The organism is Cellulomonas xylanilytica, assembly GCF_007989805.1.
Classification (GTDB): Bacteria; Actinomycetota; Actinomycetes; order Actinomycetales; family Cellulomonadaceae; genus Cellulomonas; species Cellulomonas xylanilytica.
In genome coordinates this window covers 135,954-156,286 of sequence record NZ_BJUB01000008.1, presented here as the reverse complement: position 1 = coordinate 156,286, position 20,333 = coordinate 135,954, and the positions used below count along the sequence as shown (strand labels likewise).

The window sequence follows — 20,333 nt, the reverse complement described above, 5'->3', positions numbered from 1 at the left end:
TCGCCGGATCCCGCGCGCCTACACGCCCAGCGTCTCGCGCACGTCCGCGTGCAGCAGCCCGACGACCGCGGCCCGGCCGTCGGCCGCCGACGGTGCCGCGAGCGCGGCGGCCGCCATGGTCGCGCACTCCGCCGTGGTGTGGTGCCGCAGCGCGTACCGGACGGCCGGGACGGCACCTGCGGACATCGACAGGCTGGTCACGCCGAGGCCGACGAGCACCAGCGCGAGCACCGGGTCGGACGCGGACTCCCCGCAGACGCCGACCGGCTTGCGCGCCTGCAGCCCCGCGCGGGCGGTCGCGTCGACGAGGTCGAGGACGGCCGGCTGCCACGGGTCGAGGAGGTCGGCCAGCTCACCGCGCAGGCGGTCGGTCGCCATCGTGTACTGCGCGAGGTCGTTGGTCCCCAGGGAGACGAAGTCGACCTCGGCGAGGATCTCCTGCGCGCGCAGGGCGGCTGCCGGGACCTCGATCATCACGCCGACCGTCGCGACGCCCGCCGCACGCGCCCGGGCGGCGAACGCCCGGGCCTCCGCGGCCGTCGCGATCATCGGCGCCATCACCCAGGGGGTCGTCCCCGTCGCGGACTGCGCGTGCGCGAGCGCCTCGAGCTGCGTCTCCAGGAGCTCGGGGTGCGTCCGCACCAGCCGGTAGCCGCGCACGCCGAGCGCCGGGTTCTCCTCGTCGGGCTGCGTCGCGAAGGCGAGCGGCTTGTCCGCGCCGGCGTCGAGCGTGCGCACGACGACCTTGCGGTCCCCGAACGACCGCAGGACGCGCGCGTAGACCGCCGCCTGGTCCTCCTGGGTGGGCGCCGTCGTGCTCTCCAGGAACAGCACCTCGGTCCGGAACAGGCCGACGCCCTCGACCCCGCCGCCGGCGACGCGGGCGGCGTCCTCGGCCGTGCCGATGTTGGCCAGCAGCGCCACCGCGCGGCCGTCGGCGGTCGCACCGGGCGCCGTGTCCGACTCGAGGGTCCGCTCGACGGTCGCGCGCCGCTCCAGCTCCGCGCGCTGCGTCTCGTCGGGATCCACGGTGACGGTCCCGTCGGCCGCGTCGACGGCGACGTCGGCGCCGTCGGGGAGCGCCGTGGCGCCCGCCACCCGCACGATGCAGGGCAGCCCCAGCTGGCCGGCGATGATCGCGGTGTGGCCCGTCGGGCCGCCGAGCTCCGTGACGATCGCGAGGACGTTCGCCAGGTCGAGCGCGGCGGTGTCGGCGGGGGCGAGGTCCTTGGCGACGACGACCGACGGCCGGTCCAGCGCGGGGACGCCCGGTGCGGGCAGGCCCATCGCCGCGGCGACGACGCGGTCGCGGACCGAGCGCAGGTCGGTGACCCGCTCGGCGAGGTAGCCACCCGCCTGCTCGAACATCGTCGCGAACATCTCGACGATGCCGTCGATCGCGCTGACGACCGGCTCTCCCGCGTCGATGCGGGCGAGCACCTGCGTCCGGAGCGCGCGGTCGTCGGCCATCTGCGCGGTGGCCGCCAGGACGTCCTTCACCGTGCCCGTGGACCGGCCCGACTGCTCCCGCAGCCGCGCGGCGACGTCGGCGAACGCCTGCTCGACCACGGCGTGCGCGGTCGGCGCGTCGGCAGGAAGCCCGTCGACGAGCAGCGGTGCGTCCGCCGCGACGTGGGGCGCCGGCCGGACCTGCGCGACGGGCCCGACGACCGCCCGCCGGCCGACACCGACTCCCTGCAGCACGCGCGCGGTGCTCGTCGTGCTCATGACGCCTCCTCCGCGTCCAGGTCGGTCGCCAGCAGGTCGACCAGGCCGTCGAGCGCCGCGTCGGCCCCCTCGCCCTCCGCGGTCAGCGTGACCTCCTCGCCGCTGGGCACGCCGAGCGACATGACGAACAGGATGCTGCCGGCGTCGACCGGCTCACCGCCCGGGCGGGCGATGGTGACCGGCAGACCCGTCTCGGCGACGGCCTGCGTGAAGAGCATGGCGGGGCGGGCGTGCAGACCGACGCGGGAGGCGACGGCAACGGTGCGCTGAGGCATGGCGATCTCCGATCAGAGGTTCGGTCGAGGGCAGGTCAGGCGGCGACGAGCGCCTCGGCATCGGCGGCCTGCTCGGCCTGGACGATCTCGTTGGGCTTGGCGCTCTTGAGGACGACGACGAGCCCGGTGGTGACGACGACCCCGATCGCGACGGCCATGACGAACCCGAGAGGGTTCGAGATGAGCGGGAGGACCCAGATGCCGCCGTGCGGGGCGCGCACGCCGGAGCCGGCCGCCATGACGATCGCCCCGGTGACGCTCGAGCCGACGAGCGAGGACACGATGACGCGCCACGGGTCTGCCGCCGCGAACGGGATGGCGCCCTCGGAGATGAAGGAGAGCCCTAGCAGCCACGCGGCCTTGCCGTTCTCCTGCTCGGCGTGCGTGAACAGCTTCTTGCGCACGGTCGTCGCCAGCGCCATGGCCAGCGGGGCCACCATGCCGGCCGCCATCACCGCGGCCATGATCTGGTACTGGACGGCGTCCGTGGCCAGGCCCTCGGTCGCCAGGCCGGTCACCGCGAAGGTGTAGGCGACCTTGTTGATCGGACCGCCGAGGTCGAAGCCCATCATCGCGCCGAGGAGGGCACCGAGCAGCAGCAGGTTGGCCCCGGACAGGCCGTTCAGCCAGTCGCTCAGTCCCGTCATGAGGCTCGCGATCGGCTGGCCGATGATGAGGAACATCACGAGGCCGACGACGAACGTCGACAGCAGCGGGATGACGACCACCGGCATCACGCCGCGGACGCCCTTGGGCACCTTCCAGCGGCTGATCCACAGCGCGAGGAACCCGGCCATGAAGCCGGTCACCAGGCCACCGAGGAAGCCGGCGCCGACGGCCACCGAGATCGCGCCGCCGACGAAGCCGGGCACCAGGCCGGGCCGGTCGGCGATCGCGTAGGCGATGAAGCCGGAGAGCACCGGGACGAGGAACCCGAAGGCGACCGCGCCGGTCTGGAAGAGGAGCGCGGCCCAGTCCATGCCGTTCGTCGCGTTGAAGTCGTTCAGCAGGTGCGACACGGGGATGTCGGTGACCTCGATGACGCCGTCGGAGCCGCCCGCGAACTGGGCGACCATGAACCCCAGCGCGATGAGGATCCCGCCCGCGGCGACGAACGGGATCATGTACGAGACCCCCGTCATCAGCCACTGCCGGATCCGGGTGCCGGCACCGGCGTTCCGGTCGACCTTGGTCACGGGAACGGCCGAGGGTGCCGCGGGACCGCCGGCGGGCACGCCTGCCTCGACGGCCGCGACAGCCGCCGCGATGACGCCGGGTGCGTCGTGCACGGCCTTCTTCACGCCGACGTCGACGAACGGCTTGCCGGCGAAGCGGTCCTTGTCCTTGACCTCGAGGTCCGCGGCGTAGATGACGCCGTCGGCGGCCGCGATGATCGCGGGGTCGAGCGGCGTCGAGCCGGCCGCGCCCTGCGTCTCCACGTGGACCTCGTGCCCGGCGGCCTTGCCGGCCTGCTCGAGCGCCTCGGCGGCCATGTACGTGTGCGCGATGCCCGTGGGGCAGGAGGAGACGGCGACGAGCTTCATGAGGGCACGACCTCTCGGGTGACGATCTCGGCGACCGTCTCGGCGTCCCCGGCCTCCTTGAGGGACGTGCGGAACGACTCGTGCACGAGGCGGCGGGCGAGCGCCGCGAGGATCTTGAGGTGGTCGCCGTCGCCCGCGTCGGGGGCGGCGATGAGGAAGACCAGCGTCGCCGGGCCGTCGGGCGCCCCGAAGTCGACGCCGGCCGCGACCTTGCCGACCGCCAGGCTGGGCACGGTGACGTGGCTGGACCGGGCGTGCGGCAGGCCGATCCCGCCGGGCATGCCGGTGGCCATCTGGGCCTCGCGGGCACGCACGTCGGCGTGGAAGCCGTCGGCGTCGGTCACGCGGCCTGCGGCGGCCAGGAGGTCGATCAGCTGGCGGGTCGCGTCGTCGCGGTCGGTGGCGACCAGGTCGACGGCGACCAGGTCCGGGGTGATCAGCGGGGTGCTCACGTCACAGCTCCTTGAGGGCGAGTCGGGGATCAGGGCTCTCCACGACCCGGACGGCGTCCAGGTCGATGTCGGTGGGGTCGGGGACGGCCGTGCCGGGCAGGAGGACTGCCGCACGACCGAACGCGACCGCGGTGCGCAGACGGTCGCCGGGCGACCCGTCCGCGGTGAGGAAGCCGGCGAGGGTCGAGTCCCCCGCGCCGACCGTGGACTGCGGGACGAGCGGCGGACCGCCCGCCCACCACGCGCCCTCGGCGAGGACGAGCAGCGCCCCGTGGGCGCCGAGGCTGACGAGGACGGCCCGGGTGCAGGCCGCGATGACCTCGCGCGCGGCGTCGATGACGTCGCCGACGGTCGTGAGCTCACGCCCGACCAGCTCGGCGAGCTCCTCGTCGTTGGGCTTGACCAGGGTCAGCCCGCCCTGCCGGACGGCGCGGGTGAGGGGCACCCCGGAGGTGTCGAGGACGAACGGCACGCTGTAGCGAGCCGCGAGACCGGCCACCTGCACGAAGAACGTCTCGGGTGCGCCCAGCGGGAGGCTGCCCGCGCAGACCAGCGCTGCGGGGCGCGTCGCCAGCTGCGTCTCGAGCGCGGCGAGCAGCGCACCCACCTCGTCGGGCGTGAGCTTCGGGCCGGGAGCGTTGATCTTCGTGGTCACGCCGGAGCCCTCGACGACGGTCAGGTTGCTCCGGGTGTGGTCGACGAGCGGGACGGCCAGCGTCGGGACGTCGATCTCGGCGAGCATCTCGACGAGGCGGGCACCGTCGGCGCCGCCCGTCGGCAGCACCGCGAGCGTGGGGACGCCGTGGCGGACCAGGACGCGGGAGACGTTGATGCCCTTGCCGCCGGGGTGCAGGTGGCCGCCGTGCGCCCGGTTGACCTCGCCGACGCGCAGGCGGTCCAGCTCCAGCGCCCGGTCCAGGCTGGGGTTCGGGGTCAGGGTGACGATCACGCGGTCACCACCCGGGGGCCGGCGGCCTCGAGCTCCTCGACGAGCTCCGGCTCCACCCCGCTGTCCGTGATGATCGTGTCCACCTGGGCCAGCGGCACCACGTGCGCGAACTCCACGCGGCCGATCTTGGAGTGGTCGGCGAGCACCACGGTGCGCCGGGCGTTGGCCACGAGCGCCCGCTTGACGGCCGCCTCCGCGAGGTCGGGGGTGGTCAGCCCGTGCTCGACGCTCAGGCCGTTGGTGCCGAGGAACGCGACGTCGGCGTGGATGTCCGCCAGCTCCCGCTCCGCCCACGACCCGACCGCGGCGAGCGTCCGGCCGCGCACCGTGCCGCCGACGAGGTGCAGCGTCAGGTTCGGCCGCATCGCCAGCACCATCGCGACGGGCAGGGCGTGGGTGACCACCGTGAGCTCGCGGTCCGACGGCAGCAGCTCGGCCAGCCGGACGGTCGTGGTGCCGGCGTCGAGGATCACGGCGCCACCGTCGGGCAGCTCGTCGAGCGCCGCCTTGGCCACCCGCTCCTTCTCCCCCGCGAACCGCGTCTCGCGGTCGGCGACACCCGGCTCGAAGCCGAGGCGCTCGACGGGGATGGCACCGCCGTGCACCCGGCGGACGAGCCCGTGCCGCTCGAGGACGGTGAGGTCACGGCGGATGGTCTCGGGGGTGACGTCGAGGTCCTCGGCCAGCCGGTTCACGTCGACCCGGCCGTCGGCGCGTGCCGTGGCGAGGATCTGCTGGTGCCGCTCGGGTGCGTACACATCGACTCCGTCGTCCTGCGCGCCGGCCCTGGCTCCGACGTCCACTTCGTCCAGAGTGCGCCCCGTCACACCGCATGTCAAGCGATACGGACATATTCGGCGGTAAACAGATGTCCGAACGGGCCTGCAGTCTGCCCGCGGGCATCCCGCGGACACAGAAAAGACGCCCGCCCGTGCCCGTTTCGGGCACAGCCGGGCGTCGAGTCAGAAGGTCAGTGCGGCTGGTACGGGCTCACGACGACCTCGACCCGCTGGAACTCCTTGAGGTCCGAGTAGCCGGTCGTGGCCATCGCCCGCTTGAGGGCGCCGACGAGGTTGAGGGTGCCGTCCGCGGTGTGGCCAGGGCCGAACAGGATCTGCTCGAGCGAGCCCGCCGTGCCCACCTCGACCCGCTCACCGCGCGGGAGCTGGGGGTGGTGCGCCTCAGGTCCCCAGTGCCAGCCGCGACCCGGCGCCTCCGTGGCCCGGGCGAGCGCCGCACCGAGCATCACGGCGTCGACGCCGCACGCGACCGCCTTGACCAGGTCCCCGGACCGACCGACGCCGCCGTCGGCGATGACGTGGACGTACCGGCCGCCGGACTCGTCGAGGTAGTCGCGACGAGCGGCCGCGACGTCGGCGACAGCGGTCGCCATCGGCGCGTGGATGCCCAGCGAGAGCCGCGTGGTGTGCGCCGCGCCCCCGCCGAAGCCGACGAGCACGCCCGCCGCGCCGGTGCGCATGAGGTGGAGGGCCGCCGTGTACGTCGAGGCGCCGCCGACGATGACGGGGACGTCGAGCTCGTAGATGAACCGCTTGAGGTTGAGCGGCTCGGCGCGACCCGAGACGTGCTCGGCCGACACCGTGGTGCCCCGGATGACGAAGAGGTCCACGCCCGCGTCGACGACCGTCCGCCAGAACTCGTTGGTCCGCTGCGGCGACAGGGCACCGGCCACCGTGACGCCCGCGGCACGGATCTCCTTGAGCCGGGCGGTGATCAGCTCGGGCTGGATCGGGGCCGCGTAGATCTCCTGCATCCGGGAGGTGGCCCGGGCGCTGTCGAACGTCGCGATCTCCGCGAGCAGCGGCTCGGGGTCCTCGTAGCGGGTCCACAGGCCTTCGAGGTCGAGGACGCCCAGCCCGCCGGCCCGGCCGAGAGCGACCGCCGTGGCGGGGCTCATCACGGAGTCCATCGGCGCCGCGATGATCGGCAGCTCGAAGTGGTAGGCGTCGATCTGCCAGCCGACCGAGACCTCCTCGGGGTCGCGGGTCCGGCGCGACGGCACCACCGCGACGTCGTCGAAGGAGTAGGCGCGGCGTCCGCGCTTGCCGCGGCCGATCTCGATCTCGTTGCTCACCGGGCAAGGCTACCGGGGCGCGGACCACCGACCCGAACCCCGCCCGATACTGCGGCACGCGGCCCTCAATCCCCGGCGATGTCGGACCTCGGTGCGACTCTGGCTGCAGCACGCACCACCGAAGGAGCACGACGCGATGAGCTGGACGGACGGACCCCTGCTCGGCTTCGACACCGAGACCACGGGTGTCGACGTCGACAACGACCGCATCGTCACCGCCGCGCTCGTCCGCCGGGACGCCTCCGGGACGCACGTCCGCAGCTGGCTGATCGACCCGGGCGTGCCCATCCCGGAGGAGGCCGCGGCCATCCACGGGGTCAGCTCCGAGCACGCGCGCGAGCACGGGCGCCCGCCGCGCGAGGCTCTCGAGGAGATCGCGGCCGACCTCGCGGAGGCCCTGCGCGGCGGGGTGCCGGTGGTCGCGTACAACGCCTCGTTCGACCTCTGCCTGCTCGACGCCGAGCTCCGCCGGCACCGCCTCAAGACCCTGCCGGACCGCCTGTGCAGCGACGCCCGCCCGGTGATCGACCCCCTGGTGCTCGACCGTGCCGAGGACCAGGAGCGACGCGGCAAGCGCAAGCTCGTCGACCTCTGCGGCTACTACCAGGTGGTCGAGTCCGGCACCCTGCACACCGCCGACGTCGACGTCGTCGCCACGCTCGACGTGCTCGACCGGATCGTCGGCCGCTTCCCGCACCTCGCCACGCTCGACCTGGACACGCTGCACGAGTACCAGTCGACCGCGCACCAGGCGTGGGCGGAGAGCTTCAACGCCTGGCGCGCCGAGCAGGGCTTCGACGGCCCCGGAGCGTCCGACGTCTGGCCCACGCGGGAGCCCGTCGGCACGCTCTGGTGAGACGTGCGTCATATCGTCGCTGAGTTCGACTTGGGGTCGAGGGTTACCTCTTAGCGGCCTCCTGGCATGTCGGGGGGTGCCGATATCTCATCCATGAGTTAACGTCGTCCGCATGACGACGATCACCACCCCGGTCCCCACGGCCTCGGGCTCGTTCCCGGTCATCCAGGACCCGCTCGCGCACGTCGGCTCCCTCGTCCGGTCGGCCCGCCAGCACCGGGGCCTGACCCAGGCCCAGCTCGCCGAGCGCCTCGCCACGAGCCAGTCGGCCATCCACCGCATCGAGCAGGGCGCGCAGAACGTCAGCCTCGAGATGCTGACCCGCATCGGCGCCGCCCTCGACTCCCCCATCGTCACGCTCGGCGGCCCGCAGCGCACCCACCTGCGCGTGCAGGGCGGCCAGACGCTGAGCGGCCGGATTGACGTCAACACCAGCAAGAACGGCGCCGTCGCGCTGCTGTGCGCGTCGCTGCTCAACCGCGGCACCACGCGGCTCAAGAACGTGGCGCGCATCGTCGAGGTCGACCGGATCGTCGAGGTGCTCCGGTCCGTCGGCGTCCGCGCCACCTGGTCGACGGACGGTCGCGACCTCGAGATCGTCGTCCCGCAGCACCTCGACCTCGACGCGATCGACGTCGACGCGGCCCGCCGCACCCGGTCGATCATCATGTTCCTGGGTCCGCTCCTCGGGCTCCAGGACGAGTTCCGGCTGCCGTACGCGGGCGGGTGCGACCTCGGCACGCGCACCGTCGAGCCGCACCTCATCGGCCTGCGACCGTTCGGGCTGGACGTCACCGCGACGGCCGGCGACTACCACGGGCTGGTCACCCGCGGCGGTGGGCAGGACCTCGCGATCGTCCTCACAGAGCGTGGCGACACCGTGACGGAGAACGTCATCATGGCCGCCGCCGGCCGCGACGGCGTCACCACCATCCGCAACGCGAGCCCCAACTACATGGTCCAGGACCTGTGCTTCTACCTCGAGCTGCTCGGGGTGCGCATCGACGGCATCGGGACGACGACCCTGCGCGTGCACGGGAGGGCGGCCATCGACGCGGACGTCGAGTACGCGGTGTCCGAGGACCCGGTCGAGGCCATGAGCCTGCTCACCGCCGGCATCGTGACCGGCTCCGAGATCACGGTCGGCCGGGTGCCCATCGAGTTCATGGAGATCGAGCTGGCGACGCTCGCCGAGATGGGCCTGCGCTACACCCTCTCCGACGAGTACGCCGCCGCCAACGGGCGCACCCGGCTGGTCGACGTCACCGTGCACCCCAGCGACCTGCGGGCACCGATCGACAAGATCCACCCGATGCCGTTCCCGGGGCTGAACATCGACAACCTGCCGTTCTTCGTCGCGATCGCCGCGTGCGCCGAGGGCTCGACCCTCGTCCACGACTGGGTCTACGAGGGCCGGGCCATCCACCTCACCGACCTCACCCGGCTGGGCGCCGACGTCCGGCTTCTCGACGCCCACCGCCTGCAGGTCAGCGGGCCCACGCACTGGTCCGGCGCCGAGGTCTCCTGCCCGCCCGCGCTGCGTCCCGCCGTCGTCATCCTGCTCGCCATGCTCGCCGCCAAGGGCACGTCCGTGCTGCGCGACGTCGACATCATCGCCCGCGGCTACGAGCAGCTGCAGGACCGCCTCGTGGAGCTCGGCGCGCAGATCGAGACGTTCCGGGACTAGCGCCCGTCGCCGGCGTCGGCCAGGTGCGCGGTCAGCTCGGTCATCGTCCGACCGAACGCCGCCTCCAGGTCGACGCCGTACGCGTCCGCGAGCGACATCACCGACCGGACCCAGTGTTCGACGGGCCTAGTCCGGGACGGGCTCGACGCGATTGCTGCGCAGGTGCTCGTACACGATCGACGTGCGGACGTCGGCGACCTCGGGCCGCTCGGTGAGCCTGTCGATGACGAACGCGTAGAGCCGGTCGTTCCCGGACACCGCGACGTGCAGCAGGAAGTCCTCCGACCCGCTGGTGACGAACACGCCGAGGACGTCCGGGAGCCCGGCGGCCCACGTGCGGAACCCCTCGATGTTCTGCCGTGTGGGCGGCCTGATGCTGAGCGCGATCATGGCCTGGACGGGCCGGCCGATCTGCGCGAGGTCGACGTCGAGTACCGCGCCCCGGATGATCCCGCGCTCCCGGAGGGACCGGGTCCGGTCGAGTGCGGTGGTCGGTGAGACCCCGACGGCCGCCGCGACGTCCCGGTTGGTGCGCCGTGCATCGCGCTGGAGCTCCCGCAGGATCGCCGTATCAAGTGCGTCGAGATGCGCCATCCGGTCATCGTATCCGTATGACGTACGGGCTGCTTGCATGGCGCTCGCACACCTGCATACCGTCTCCGCGTCACGTCGTACGAACGAGGAGAAAGCATGTCTGTCGACACATCGACGCGGGTCGGTTTCGAACCCCAGGAGATCCGCACGGGCGAGCCGACCCGATCGGCCCGGCTGAAGTGGGTGGTCGTCGTGGACGAGTCGCTGCCCGCCGGACGCGCAGCCAATGCGGCGGTGTGCGTGTCGGCAGCCACCGTCGGCGGCGTCGACGGCCTGCTCGGCCCGGACGCCCGGGACGCCTCCGGGTCCCCGCACCCCGGGCTGCCGTGGGCCGGATGCTCGATCCTCGCGGCGTCGACCGACCAGCTCGCACAGATCCGCGCGAAGGCCGTCGCGTCCCTCGGGGTGTTCGTCGCCGACATGCCGGCGTCCGCGCAGCACACCCGCGTCTACGACGAGTACCTGACCGAGGTGTCCACCCAGGACGCCCCGTCGTACTACGCGGTCAGCATCGTCGGACCGCGCAACCGCGTGGACAAGATCGTCGGGAAGCTCCCGCTGCTGCCCTGAGGGACGGTCAGCGACCGGTGTAGTTGGGCGCTTCCACCGTCATCTGGATGTCGTGCGGGTGGGACTCCTTGAGCCCGGCCGCGGTGATCCGGATGAACTGCCCGCGGTCCTGCAGCTGCGGGATGGTGTGCGCGCCGACGTAGAACATCGACTGGTGGAGCCCACCGATGAGCTGGTGCGCGACCGCGGACAGCGGCCCGCGGTACGGGACCTGCCCCTCGATGCCCTCGGGCACGATCTTCTCGTCGGACGCCACGTCGGCCTGGAAGTAGCGGTCCTTGGAGTAGGAGATCCGGCCGCGGGAGGCCATCGCGCCCAGCGAGCCCATGCCGCGGTAGTGCTTGAACTGCTTGCCGTTGACGAACACGAGCTCACCGGGCGACTCGTCGCAGCCGGCGAGCAGCGAGCCGAGCATCACGGTGTCGGCGCCGGCGACCAGGGCCTTGGCGATGTCCCCGGAGTACTGGAGCCCACCGTCGCCGATGACCGGCACACCGGCGGGCTTGCAGGCGAGCGCGGCGTCGTAGATGGCGGTCACCTGCGGCACCCCGATACCGGCGACGACGCGGGTGGTGCAGATGGAGCCCGGGCCGACGCCCACCTTCACGGCGTCGACGCCGGCGTCCACGAGCGCCTGCGCGCCCGGCGTCGTGGCGACGTTGCCACCGATGACCTGCACGTGGCGGGTCGACGGGTCGGACTTGAGCTTGCGCACCATGTCGAGCATGAGCCGGGCGTGGCCGTTCGCGGTGTCGACGACGAGCACGTCGACACCGGCCTCGACGAGCGCGGAGGCCCGCTCCCAGGCGTCCCCGAAGAACCCGATGGCGGCCCCGACGACGAGCCGCCCCTCGCCGTCCTTCGTCGCGTCGGGGTACTGCTCGGACTTCACGAAGTCCTTGACGGTGATGAGCCCGCGCAGGATCCCGGCCTCGTCGACGAGCGGCAGCTTCTCGATCTTGTGCTTGGCGAGCAGCGCCGCGGCGTCGTCGCGCGCGATGCCGACCGGCGCGGTGACCAGCGGCATCGGCGTCATGATGTCGCGGACCCGACGCGTCTCGAAGTCGCCCGGAGGCACGAAGCGCAGGTCGCGGTTGGTGATGATGCCGAGCAGCAGCCCGTTCTCCGCGATGACCGGCAGGCCGGACACCCGGTAGATGCCGCAGAGGTGGTCCAGCTCGGCGAGCGTCGCGTCGGCCGACACGGTGACCGGGTCGGTGATCATCCCGGACTCCGAGCGCTTCACCAGGTCGACCTGGTGGGCCTGGTCCTCGATGGACAGGTTGCGGTGCAGGATCCCGATGCCGCCCTGGCGCGCCATGGCGATGGCCATGCGCGACTCGGTGACGGTGTCCATCGCTGCGGACAGCAGCGGGACGCGCACGGTGATCTCGCGCGTCAGGCGCGAGGAGGTGTCCACCTCGCTGGGGATGACGTCGGTCTCCCCCGGCAGGAGGAGCACGTCGTCGTAGGTGAGCCCGATGCGGGCGAACGGGTCGGCAGGCGAGTGCTCCGTCATCCGGCAAGGATACGCGGGCGCGCGCGTGGCGGTGGCCCCGCCTACTGGATGAGACCCCGGCGCAGACCGATGGCGACCGCCTGGGCCCGGTCGTTGGCCCCGAGCTTGCGGAACAGCCGCCGCGCGTGGGTCTTGACCGTGTCCTCGGAGAGGTAGAGCTCGGCACCGATCTGGGCGTTCGATCGGCCGTGGCTCATGCCCGTCAGGACCTCGATCTCGCGCTTGGTCAGCGGCACCCCGGGGATCGCGCCGGTGGTCGGCACGCCGACCGGTGCGCCGTTCGCGTCGGGTGCGGTGACCGCGGGGTTGCCGTTGGACGGGGTGCGCAGGTCGCTGGCCCGGAAGCTGCCCTGGCTGGGCACGTCGACCGACGACCGCGACGGGGGCTGCACCGGGAGCACCGGGCTGGCCAGCACGTGGGCGGCCACGGCGGACAGCTCGGCGCGGCCGACGTCGGGCGCGAGGAAGCCGCGGGCGCCGAGCGCGAGCGCCCGGTCGAGCGCCACGGTGTCGTCGGGCAGCGCGAGCAGCACGATGGCCGCCGACGGCGCGACCGCACGCAGGCGTCGGATCGCCTCGATGGCGCCGGGCGCCCCGAGGTGGGCGTCCAGCAGCACGACGGTCGGCGGCATGCGCCGCGCGAGGCTCAACAGCTCGTCCACCGACGACGCCGCTCGCACCGGACCGAGCGCGGGCACCCCGATGGAGGTCACGACGAGCCGCTCTCGAACGACCGCCGAGCCGTGACAGACCACGACTCCCGCCATGTTGTTTCCCCTCTCGGGCCCCGTGCGGGCCACCCTGAGTCCTATCGGCCGAGGATCACGTCGAAGTTAGCCGCAGTGGCGAACCGCACCCCGCGCGAGCGGGGCTTCGTCCGCCTGTGCGCCGCCTGGGGTGGAATGTCTCCCCCGCCGGGCGGCGATCTCACCCGTCCACGCTCGCCGTCGCCACGGCGACCACCTCGTGCAGCAGACCGGTGAAGGTCCGTGCCCGGTGGACGGAGCGCCCGAGCGGGACCGCTGCCGCGGCCGCGTCGGGCACCATCACGAACTGGGGCAGGTCCGGCTGCTCGCGCGCCAGCCGGTCCACGACGTCGAGGTCGACGTCGACCCGCTCCCCGAGAGTGACCACCGCGCGCGCCCGCGTCATGGCCGTGAGCTCGACCGCGTGGTGCGGTCCGACGGGGCCGCCGACGATGCGCGCGTCGACACCCTGCTCGGCCAGCGCCCCGGCGAGGACGTGCGCGACGAGCGGCCGGGACTCGCGCGCGGCGACGAGCACCAGGACGACGGGTCGACGACCGGCGCCCGGTGCCCCCGGCCGCTCCCGCAGCGCAGCCAGCACGCCCGCGTGGACCGCGAAGGTCGCGTCGACACCGGGCAGGTCGACGACGGTGCGCCGGGCGAGCGCGGCGAGGACCGGCTCGACCAGGCTCGTCCACCACACGACGACGTCCGGGCCGCCCTCGAGCGTGAGCAGCCGGGCGCAGCGCAGGACGTCGCCGGCGAGCGCGGCGTCGACCACGGCGGTCGGCGTCGTCGGTGCCGCGTCCTGCACGTCCGCGGCCGGTCCGGCGACGACGTCGGTGGCGAGCGCGATCCGCGCCGACTCCGCCGGCGCGACGCCGTCGAGCGTCAGCCGGCGCATGATCAGCAGCCGTTCGACGTCGGTCGCCGAGTAGCGGCGGTGGGCGCCGGCGGAGTGCTCGGACGGACCGAGGCCGTACCTGCGGTCCCACGTGCGCAGCGTGGCGGGGGCGACCCCGAGCCGACGGGCGACGGCGGCGACGGCGAGCGCCGGCGTCGGCGTCGCCGCCGGTTCGTCGTCGTCGCGCGTCACCATGGCGCGATTGTGCCAGGCCGACGCGATTCGGCCCGATCTATGCGTGTCGCTCCCGACACGCCGACCTGCGACGACATCGCCAATCGCGCCATCACAGAAAGTTGTGACACGGTCTTGAACAACTTCTGGCGCGGTTGTAACGTCCTCTCCAACGCGTCACCCGGTGAGCAAACACCGGTCCCCGTGTTCACACTTCCCGGCGCTGCCGCCACCGCGGCACTGCGGCGGATCGACTGAGGAGGAACCCATGGCCGAGATCTCGCGCCTTCCCGGACCCGTGATGGACCTGTGGGAGTGGCAGTTCGACGGCGCCTGCCGCGATGCGGACCAGGACCTGTTCTTCCACCCCGAGGGCGAGCGCGGCTCAGCCCGCCGCCGGCGCGCCGAGGCCGCCAAGGCGATCTGCGCGACGTGCCCCGTGATCAAGGAGTGCCTGAAGCAGTCGCTCGCCGTCCGCGAGCCGTACGGCGTCTGGGGCGGCCTCTCCGAGGACGAGCGCGCCGCCGTCCTCGCGGAGCGGGGCCGCGCCAGCCGCGTCGGCTGACCAGCACTCGACCAGAGCCCCCCTCCCCGTCGGCACGACCGGGGAGGGGGGCTCTGGTATGTCCGGACCTTCAGACGCCGGAAGGCCCCCACGGCGGCTGCCGTGGGGGCCTTCCGAGCGAGCGGGGCGCGGGCGCCCCTCAGCTCACTTGACGACGATCGCGAGGATGTCGCGGGCCGAGAGGATGAGGTACTCCTCGCCGGAGTACTTCACCTCGGTGCCGCCGTACTTGGAGTAGATGACCTTGTCGCCGACGGCGACGTCGAGCGGGATCCGGTTGCCGTTGTCGTCGACACGGCCGGGTCCGACCGCCAGGACCTCGCCCTCCTGGGGCTTCTCCTTGGCGCTTTCCGGGATGACGAGACCGGAAGCGGTCGTCGTCTCTGCCTCGAGCGTCTTGACGACGATCCGGTCCTCGAGGGGCTTGATGGAGACCGACACAGCGGACCTCCCCTTCGCATGTGAGTAGTTCTCTGAGGTTCGTGCGCGCCGTCAGGCCGCGTCGTCGCGGGTGCCGTGGCCTGGAGCGCAGCTGGCACACTCACCGGGAGAGTGCCAGCCATCACTCTAGGAAGCGGTTAGCACTCGGTCAAGGCGAGTGCCAACGAACCGCCGGTCCCCCGCTCGAGGGCCCACTGCGTGCGAGGATCGCGACATGGACCGCGACGGCATCGCCCAGCTGCTCAGCCCCGCCGGCTGGGCCCTGCTGTCGGCGCTGCCGCCCTACGACGAGAGCCGCACGCTCGCCCTGTCGGAGCGCATGCGCGACGAGGGCATCGACCCCGCCCTGGTGGCCGCCGCGCTGACGCAGTCGCGGCTGCGCGCGAAGGCCGCGGGGAAGTTCGGCACGTTCGCGGACGGCATGCTCTTCACGTCGGCCGGGCTCGAGCAGGCCACGCGGCTCAGCGTCGCGGCGCACCACGCCCGCCGGTATCGGGACGCGGGCAGCACCCGGGTGGCGGACCTCACCAGCGGGATCGGCGCGGACGCGATGGCGTTCGCCGGGATCGGCCTGCGGGTCCTCGCGACGGACGTCGACGAGGCCACGGCCGCGATCGCCACCGTGAACCTGCGCCACTTCCCGGAGGCCGAGGTGCGGCACGGTGACGGTCTGGCGCTGGACCTCGAGGCGGAGGGCATCGACGGGGTCTACGCGGACCCGGCCCGCCGGACCTCGTCGGGAAGCCGCGTGTTCGACGTGGCCGCCTACGAGCCGTCGCTCGACGCCGTCCTCGCGGTCCGCGACCGGGTGCCCGCGCTGGGCCTGAAGCTCGGTCCCGGCATCCCGCACACGGCCCTGCCCGCCGACGCGCAGGCGCAGTGGGTCTCGGTCGACGGCGACGTCGTCGAGGTCGGCCTGTGGTTCGGCCCGCTGGCACCCGAGGGTCCGGGACGCTCGGCGCTCGTGCTGCGCGACGGTGAGGCCCACGTCGTGCAGCAGACGTCGGAGGAGCGGCCACCGACGGGCGCGCTCGGCGGCTACCTCTACGAGCCGGACGGGGCCGTGATCCGCGCGGGCCTGGTGGGCGAGATCGCCGCGCAGGTGCACGGCCGGCTGCTGGACGCCACGATCGCCTACGTGACGTCCGACGCCCTCACCCCGGTCCCCACCGCCACCGCCTACCGGGTGCTCGACTCCATGCCGTTCGGCCTGAAGCGGCTCCGCACCTACCTGCGGGGACGCGACGTGGGCCGCCTGACGATCAAGAAGCGCGGCACCGCGGTCGTCCCCGAGCAGCTCCGACGCCAGCTCGACCTGCGGGGCAGCACCACCGCGACGATCATCCTCACCCGCGTGGCGGGCAGCCAGCAGGTGCTCGTGGTGGAGCCGGTCTGATGGCCGCGCCGGTCACCGTCCCGTTCGGCCGCTCGGAGCGGTCCTCCGTGGGCATCGAGTGGGAGGTCGCGCTCGTCGACGCCGACTCCGGTGACCTGCGGCAGGCCGCCGAGGCGATCCTCGCCGCCGTCCGCCCGGCCGGCGGCGGAGAGCATCCGCTGATCACCCAGGAGCTCCTGCTCAACACGGTCGAGATCCGGTCCGGCAAGTGCCGCACGATCGCCGAGGCGACGGCCGACCTGCAGCGGGCGCTCGACGAGGTCGAGTCGGTGGCGACCCCGCTGCGCATCCAGCTCATGGGCGGCGCGACGCACCCGTTCGCCAACTGGGCCCAGCAGAAGGTCACCGACAAGCAGCGGTACGCCACGCTCATCGACCGGACGCAGTGGTGGGGCCGGCAGATGCTGATCTACGGCGTGCACGTGCACGTCGGCATCGAGGACCGTGCCAAGGTGCTCCCGCTGTCCCGGGCCATGCTCACCGTCTTCGGGCACATCCAGTCGCTGTCGGCGTCGTCGCCGTTCTGGGGCGGTCGGGACACCGGCTACGCCTCGAACCGCGCCCTGCTGTTCCAGCAGCTGCCGACGGCGGGGCTGCCGTTCGCGTTCGAGGAGTGGTCGCAGCTCGAGCAGTACGTCGGCGACATGATGCACACCGGGGTCATCGACCAGTTCGACGAGGTCCGCTGGGACGTGCGCCCGTCGCCGCGGTTCGGCACCCTGGAGATGCGGATCGCCGACGGCGCCTCCAACCTGCTGGAGGTCGCGGCCATCTCCGCCCTGACCCACTGCTTCGTCGAGCACTTCTCCGCGATGCTCGACCGCGGCGAGACCCTGCCGACGCTGCCGCCGTGGTTCGCGCAGGAGAACAAGTGGCGCTCCGCGCGGTACGGCATGGACGCGATCGTCATCACGAACGCGGCGGGCGACGAGGAGCTGGTGACGGACTCCGTCGGCCGCTGGCTGGTCGAGCTGGCACCCGTCGCGGAACGCCTGGGCTGTGCGGCCGAGCTCGACCAGGTGCGGGTGATCCTGCGCCGGGGTGCCTCCTACCAGCGGCAGCGCGCGGTGGCCCGTCGCCATGCGGGCGAGCTGGACGCGGTCGTCCGGTCGCTGGTCGCCGAGCTGAAGGCCGGACGGCCCCTCTAGCGATCACTACTTGGCAAAACCAACTAGCAGGCATAGCCTGCAGGCATGGACGCGCCCCGCGACCCGCAGCTCCTCAAGGGAGTGCTCCCGATGCTCGTGCTCGCCCTCCTCACCGAGCGGGAGTCCTACGGCTACGAGCTGGTCACGCGCCTGCACGAGGGCGGCCTCGACGACCTGAGCGCGGGCACCCTCTACCCCGTGCTCAACCGCCTCGAGCGCGACGGGCAGATCTCGTCGCGCCTCGTGGCCTCCTCCGCGGGCCCCGCCCGCAAGTACTACCTCCCCACCGAGACGGGCGCCGAGCAGCTCCGGCGCACCGCGCGCGCCTGGCAGCAGCTGGCCGCCACCGCCGAGCGCATGCTCGCCCGCGCCACCACGAAGGAGCCGTCATGAGCACGACCGTCCGAGACACCCTGGTCCGCGAGCGCTACCTGCTGCGCTTCAGCTGGGCCATGCAGGACTACCCGAGGTACAAGCCGGTCGTGCGCGAGCTGCGCACCGAGCTGACCGCCACGGCGTCGGAGGTCGGCATGCGCCAGGCCGTCGCCGACCTGGGGCACCCGCGGGTGCTGGCCGACGCCTACCTGAGCGAGCTCGGCCGGCCCGTCCCCCGCTGGACCACCGGCGCGGTCTGGGGTGCGCTGGCCGTCGGCGCCGTGGCGTACCTGGCGATCGCGTACGGCATCGGGACCCTCGACACCATCGGGCAGATGGGCGGCGGCACGCTCGAGCGGGTGTTCCTCGGCGCCACCACCGTGTTCACCAACGACGACGACGCCCTGTCGGTGTCCTCGTCGCTCACCTGGCAGGTGCTGGCGTTCTACGCGTGCGTCTTCACGGTGCCGTTCCTGCTCGGCGCGCGCGTGTGGCGGGCGTGGTCCGGGACGCCGACCGCCGCCCGCGCCGCGCACGCCTGACCGTCAGACCAGCACCTGTGTCAGGGGCATCGACGAGTCGACGGGCAGGTCGAGCGACGAGGGCGGCAGCCCGCGGCGCACCACGGCCGAGCCGAGCGCGGCGATCATCGCGCCGTTGTCGGTGCAGTACCGGATGGGCGGGATGCGCAGCGTGATGCCGGCCTCGGCGCAGCGCTTCGCGGCCATGTCGCGCAGCTGCGAGTTGGCGGAGAACCCACCACCCACCACGAGCGTGCCCACGCCGTGCGCGCGGCAGGCGGCGATCGTCTTGGCGGTCAGCACGTCGGCCACCGCCTCGGCGAACGACGCGGCGACGTCGGGCAGCGGCACCTCCTCGCCGGCGTCCTGCCGCGCCTCGACCCAGCGTGCGACCGCGGTCTTGAGCCCGGAGAACGAGAAGTCCGCGGCGTGCGCGGCCTGGTCCTTGGCCGCGGTCAGGCCGCGCGGGAAGCGGATCGCGGTGGGGTTCCCCTCCCGCGCCAGACGGTCGATGTGCGGTCCGCCGGGGTACGGCAGGCCGAGCAGCCGGCCGACCTTGTCGAACGCCTCCCCCGCCGCGTCGTCCAGGGTCGAGCCGAGCTCGGTCACGTTCACCGTGTCGTCGATCATCAGCAGCGACGAGTGCCCGCCGGAGACGACGAGGGCCATGACCCGCTCGGGAAAGGCGCCGTCGACCAGCTCGTCGACGACCGCGTGCCCGATCACGTGGTTCACGCCGTACAGCGGCTTGTCCAGGGCCAGCGCGAGCGCCTTCGCGGCGGCGGCGCCGACGGTCAGCGGCCCGACGAGCCCCGGGCCCGCGGTGACGGCGACGGCGTCGACCGCACCCAGGGAGACGTCCGCGGTGGCGAGGGCCCGCTCGATCGTCGGCACCATGGCCTCGAGGTGGGCGCGGGAGGCGATCTCCGGGATGATGCCGCCGAACCGGGCGTGCTCGTCGACCGAGCTGGCGACGGCGTCGACCAGCAGGTCGTAGCCGCGCACCAGGGCGACGCCGGTCTCGTCGCACGAGGTCTCGATCCCGAGGACGAGGGGGTCTGCCATGCGCACCAGGATAGGTGGCCGCGGCGGTGTGACGACCGCCACCCCGCTGCGGGGAACACCGCCCACTGGTTGACGCTTCAACCACTTATGACCACTGACACCACCGTCCTCGACGGCCTCGACTTCCCCACATCCGGACTCGCGGTCGGCGACGACGTCGCGGACCTGCTCTTCCGCGAGGCCCGCACCGCAGCCGCGTTCACCCCCGACGAGGTCAGCGACGAGCAGATCGCCGCGGTGTACGACCTGGTCAGGTGGGGCCCGACCGCCCTCAACACGATCCCGCTGCGCCTCCTGGTCGTGCGCACGCCCGAGGCCCGTCAGCGGCTCGCTGCGCACATGAACGAGGGCAACCGCGACCGCGTGCTGGCCGCGCCCGTCTCGCTCGTGCTGGCCGCCGACACCGGGTTCCACACGCACATCCCGACGCTCGCGCCGCACATGGCCGCGCTCGCCGACGCCCTCGAGGGCCAGCCCGAGCAGCGCGAGTCGATGGCCCGCACCAACGCCCTCATCCAGGCCGGGTACCTCATCGTCGGCCTGCGCGCCGCAGGCCTGGCGGCCGGTCCGATGGGCGGCATGGACGCGGACGGCATCGACCGCGAGTTCTTCGCCGACAACGGCTGGAAGTCGCTGCTGGTCGTCAACGTCGGCCACGTCGAGGGCGCCGGGACGCACCACCCCCGCGCCGAGCGCCTCGCCTACACGCAGGCGTCGCTGACCGTCTGA

General features: G+C 73.0%; 22 protein-coding genes. 9 read left to right on the top strand and 13 right to left on the bottom strand.

The annotated features are described in order from the left end of the window. Positions 1–18 precede the first annotated feature (18 nt). The 7 genes from ptsP to CXY01_RS13670 all read right to left on the bottom strand — a co-directional run bounded on the left by ptsP (position 19) and on the right by CXY01_RS13670 (position 7,043). The gene (gene ptsP / locus CXY01_RS13700; RefSeq protein ID WP_146927975.1) at positions 19–1,728 is read right to left on the bottom strand and encodes a phosphoenolpyruvate--protein phosphotransferase; all 1,710 of its coding nucleotides are present in this window, start codon (positions 1,726–1,728) and stop codon (positions 19–21) included. Then, the gene (locus CXY01_RS13695; RefSeq protein ID WP_056023565.1) at positions 1,725–2,003 is read right to left on the bottom strand and encodes an HPr family phosphocarrier protein; all 279 of its coding nucleotides are present in this window, start codon (positions 2,001–2,003) and stop codon (positions 1,725–1,727) included. The genes ptsP and CXY01_RS13695 overlap by 4 nt, the downstream gene beginning before the upstream one ends. A gap of 35 nt (positions 2,004–2,038) precedes the next feature. Beyond that, on the bottom strand, positions 2,039–3,547 hold the full coding sequence (locus tag CXY01_RS13690; protein WP_146927974.1) for a PTS fructose transporter subunit IIC: 1,509 nt from the start codon (positions 3,545–3,547) through the stop codon (positions 2,039–2,041). Then, positions 3,544–3,999 (bottom strand): PTS sugar transporter subunit IIA, encoded by a 456-nt coding sequence (locus CXY01_RS13685; RefSeq protein WP_146927973.1) that lies wholly within the window; start codon positions 3,997–3,999, stop codon positions 3,544–3,546. The genes CXY01_RS13690 and CXY01_RS13685 overlap by 4 nt, the downstream gene beginning before the upstream one ends. A 1-nt stretch (position 4,000) precedes the next feature. After that, positions 4,001–4,948: a 1-phosphofructokinase gene (gene pfkB, locus CXY01_RS13680; protein WP_146927972.1), complete on the bottom strand. Its 948-nt coding sequence runs from the start codon at positions 4,946–4,948 to the stop codon at positions 4,001–4,003. Then, entirely contained in the window at positions 4,945–5,706 is a 762-nt protein-coding gene (locus tag CXY01_RS13675; protein WP_146927971.1) for a DeoR/GlpR family DNA-binding transcription regulator, read from the bottom strand. The genes pfkB and CXY01_RS13675 overlap by 4 nt, the downstream gene beginning before the upstream one ends. A 212-nt stretch (positions 5,707–5,918) precedes the next feature. Next, entirely contained in the window at positions 5,919–7,043 is a 1,125-nt protein-coding gene (locus CXY01_RS13670) for a GuaB3 family IMP dehydrogenase-related protein (protein WP_146927970.1), read from the bottom strand. A gap of 136 nt (positions 7,044–7,179) precedes the next feature. Here CXY01_RS13670 and CXY01_RS13665 point away from each other — a divergent pair, with 136 nt between their 5' ends. Together CXY01_RS13665 and CXY01_RS13660 are read left to right on the top strand one after the other, a co-directional pair. Next, positions 7,180–7,899, top strand: coding sequence for an exonuclease domain-containing protein (locus tag CXY01_RS13665; RefSeq protein ID WP_146927969.1), 720 nt, complete (start codon positions 7,180–7,182; stop codon positions 7,897–7,899). Between the two features lie 112 nt (positions 7,900–8,011). Then, positions 8,012–9,586: a helix-turn-helix domain-containing protein gene (locus tag CXY01_RS13660; RefSeq protein WP_146927968.1), complete on the top strand. Its 1,575-nt coding sequence runs from the start codon at positions 8,012–8,014 to the stop codon at positions 9,584–9,586. A gap of 126 nt (positions 9,587–9,712) precedes the next feature. Here the strand turns inward: CXY01_RS13660 and CXY01_RS13655 are convergent, their stop codons facing one another. Continuing rightward, positions 9,713–10,180: an Lrp/AsnC family transcriptional regulator gene (locus CXY01_RS13655; protein WP_146927967.1), complete on the bottom strand. Its 468-nt coding sequence runs from the start codon at positions 10,178–10,180 to the stop codon at positions 9,713–9,715. A 96-nt stretch (positions 10,181–10,276) separates the two neighbouring features. Here CXY01_RS13655 and CXY01_RS13650 point away from each other — a divergent pair, with 96 nt between their 5' ends. After that, positions 10,277–10,750, top strand: coding sequence for a DUF2000 domain-containing protein (locus CXY01_RS13650; protein WP_146927966.1), 474 nt, complete (start codon positions 10,277–10,279; stop codon positions 10,748–10,750). Positions 10,751–10,757: 7 nt separating this feature from the next. On the opposite strand, the gene guaB is transcribed toward CXY01_RS13650, so the two are convergent. From guaB to CXY01_RS13635, 3 genes are all read right to left on the bottom strand, one after another. Beyond that, positions 10,758–12,269, bottom strand: a complete 1,512-nt coding sequence (gene guaB / locus CXY01_RS13645) for an IMP dehydrogenase (protein WP_146927965.1) — start codon at positions 12,267–12,269, stop codon at positions 10,758–10,760. Positions 12,270–12,310: 41 nt separating this feature from the next. Further along, positions 12,311–13,036, bottom strand: coding sequence for a helix-turn-helix transcriptional regulator (locus CXY01_RS13640; protein WP_146927964.1), 726 nt, complete (start codon positions 13,034–13,036; stop codon positions 12,311–12,313). A gap of 160 nt (positions 13,037–13,196) precedes the next feature. Then, a complete protein-coding gene (locus tag CXY01_RS13635) occupies positions 13,197–14,114 on the bottom strand; it encodes a MerR family transcriptional regulator (protein WP_146927963.1) in 918 nt (305 codons plus the stop codon). A 247-nt stretch (positions 14,115–14,361) separates the two neighbouring features. On the opposite strand from CXY01_RS13635, the gene CXY01_RS13630 reads away from it, so the two are divergent. Then, entirely contained in the window at positions 14,362–14,658 is a 297-nt protein-coding gene (locus CXY01_RS13630; RefSeq protein ID WP_146927962.1) for a WhiB family transcriptional regulator, read from the top strand. Positions 14,659–14,802: 144 nt separating this feature from the next. On the opposite strand, the gene groES is transcribed toward CXY01_RS13630, so the two are convergent. Continuing rightward, positions 14,803–15,099, bottom strand: a complete 297-nt coding sequence (groES, locus tag CXY01_RS13625) for a co-chaperone GroES (RefSeq protein WP_146927961.1) — start codon at positions 15,097–15,099, stop codon at positions 14,803–14,805. 214 nt (positions 15,100–15,313) lie between these two features. Here groES and CXY01_RS13620 point away from each other — a divergent pair, with 214 nt between their 5' ends. From CXY01_RS13620 to CXY01_RS13605, 4 genes are read left to right on the top strand one after another with little or no spacing between them, the layout of a single operon-like run. Next, the gene (locus tag CXY01_RS13620; RefSeq protein ID WP_146927960.1) at positions 15,314–16,495 is read left to right on the top strand and encodes a class I SAM-dependent methyltransferase; all 1,182 of its coding nucleotides are present in this window, start codon (positions 15,314–15,316) and stop codon (positions 16,493–16,495) included. After that, a complete protein-coding gene (locus CXY01_RS13615; protein ID WP_146927959.1) occupies positions 16,495–17,643 on the top strand; it encodes a glutamate--cysteine ligase in 1,149 nt (382 codons plus the stop codon). Before CXY01_RS13620 ends, CXY01_RS13615 begins: the two co-directional genes overlap by 1 nt. A 45-nt stretch (positions 17,644–17,688) precedes the next feature. After that, positions 17,689–18,036 carry a PadR family transcriptional regulator gene (locus tag CXY01_RS13610; protein ID WP_146927958.1) on the top strand — a complete coding sequence of 116 codons (348 nt, stop codon included), beginning with the start codon at positions 17,689–17,691 and terminating at the stop codon, positions 18,034–18,036. Continuing rightward, positions 18,033–18,560: a hypothetical protein gene (locus tag CXY01_RS13605; RefSeq protein WP_146927957.1), complete on the top strand. Its 528-nt coding sequence runs from the start codon at positions 18,033–18,035 to the stop codon at positions 18,558–18,560. Before CXY01_RS13610 ends, CXY01_RS13605 begins: the two co-directional genes overlap by 4 nt. A 3-nt stretch (positions 18,561–18,563) precedes the next feature. On the opposite strand, the gene tsaD is transcribed toward CXY01_RS13605, so the two are convergent. Then, on the bottom strand, positions 18,564–19,604 hold the full coding sequence (gene tsaD, locus CXY01_RS13600; protein ID WP_146927956.1) for a tRNA (adenosine(37)-N6)-threonylcarbamoyltransferase complex transferase subunit TsaD: 1,041 nt from the start codon (positions 19,602–19,604) through the stop codon (positions 18,564–18,566). A gap of 87 nt (positions 19,605–19,691) precedes the next feature. On the opposite strand from tsaD, the gene CXY01_RS13595 reads away from it, so the two are divergent. Beyond that, the gene (locus tag CXY01_RS13595) at positions 19,692–20,333 is read left to right on the top strand and encodes a malonic semialdehyde reductase (protein ID WP_146927955.1); all 642 of its coding nucleotides are present in this window, start codon (positions 19,692–19,694) and stop codon (positions 20,331–20,333) included.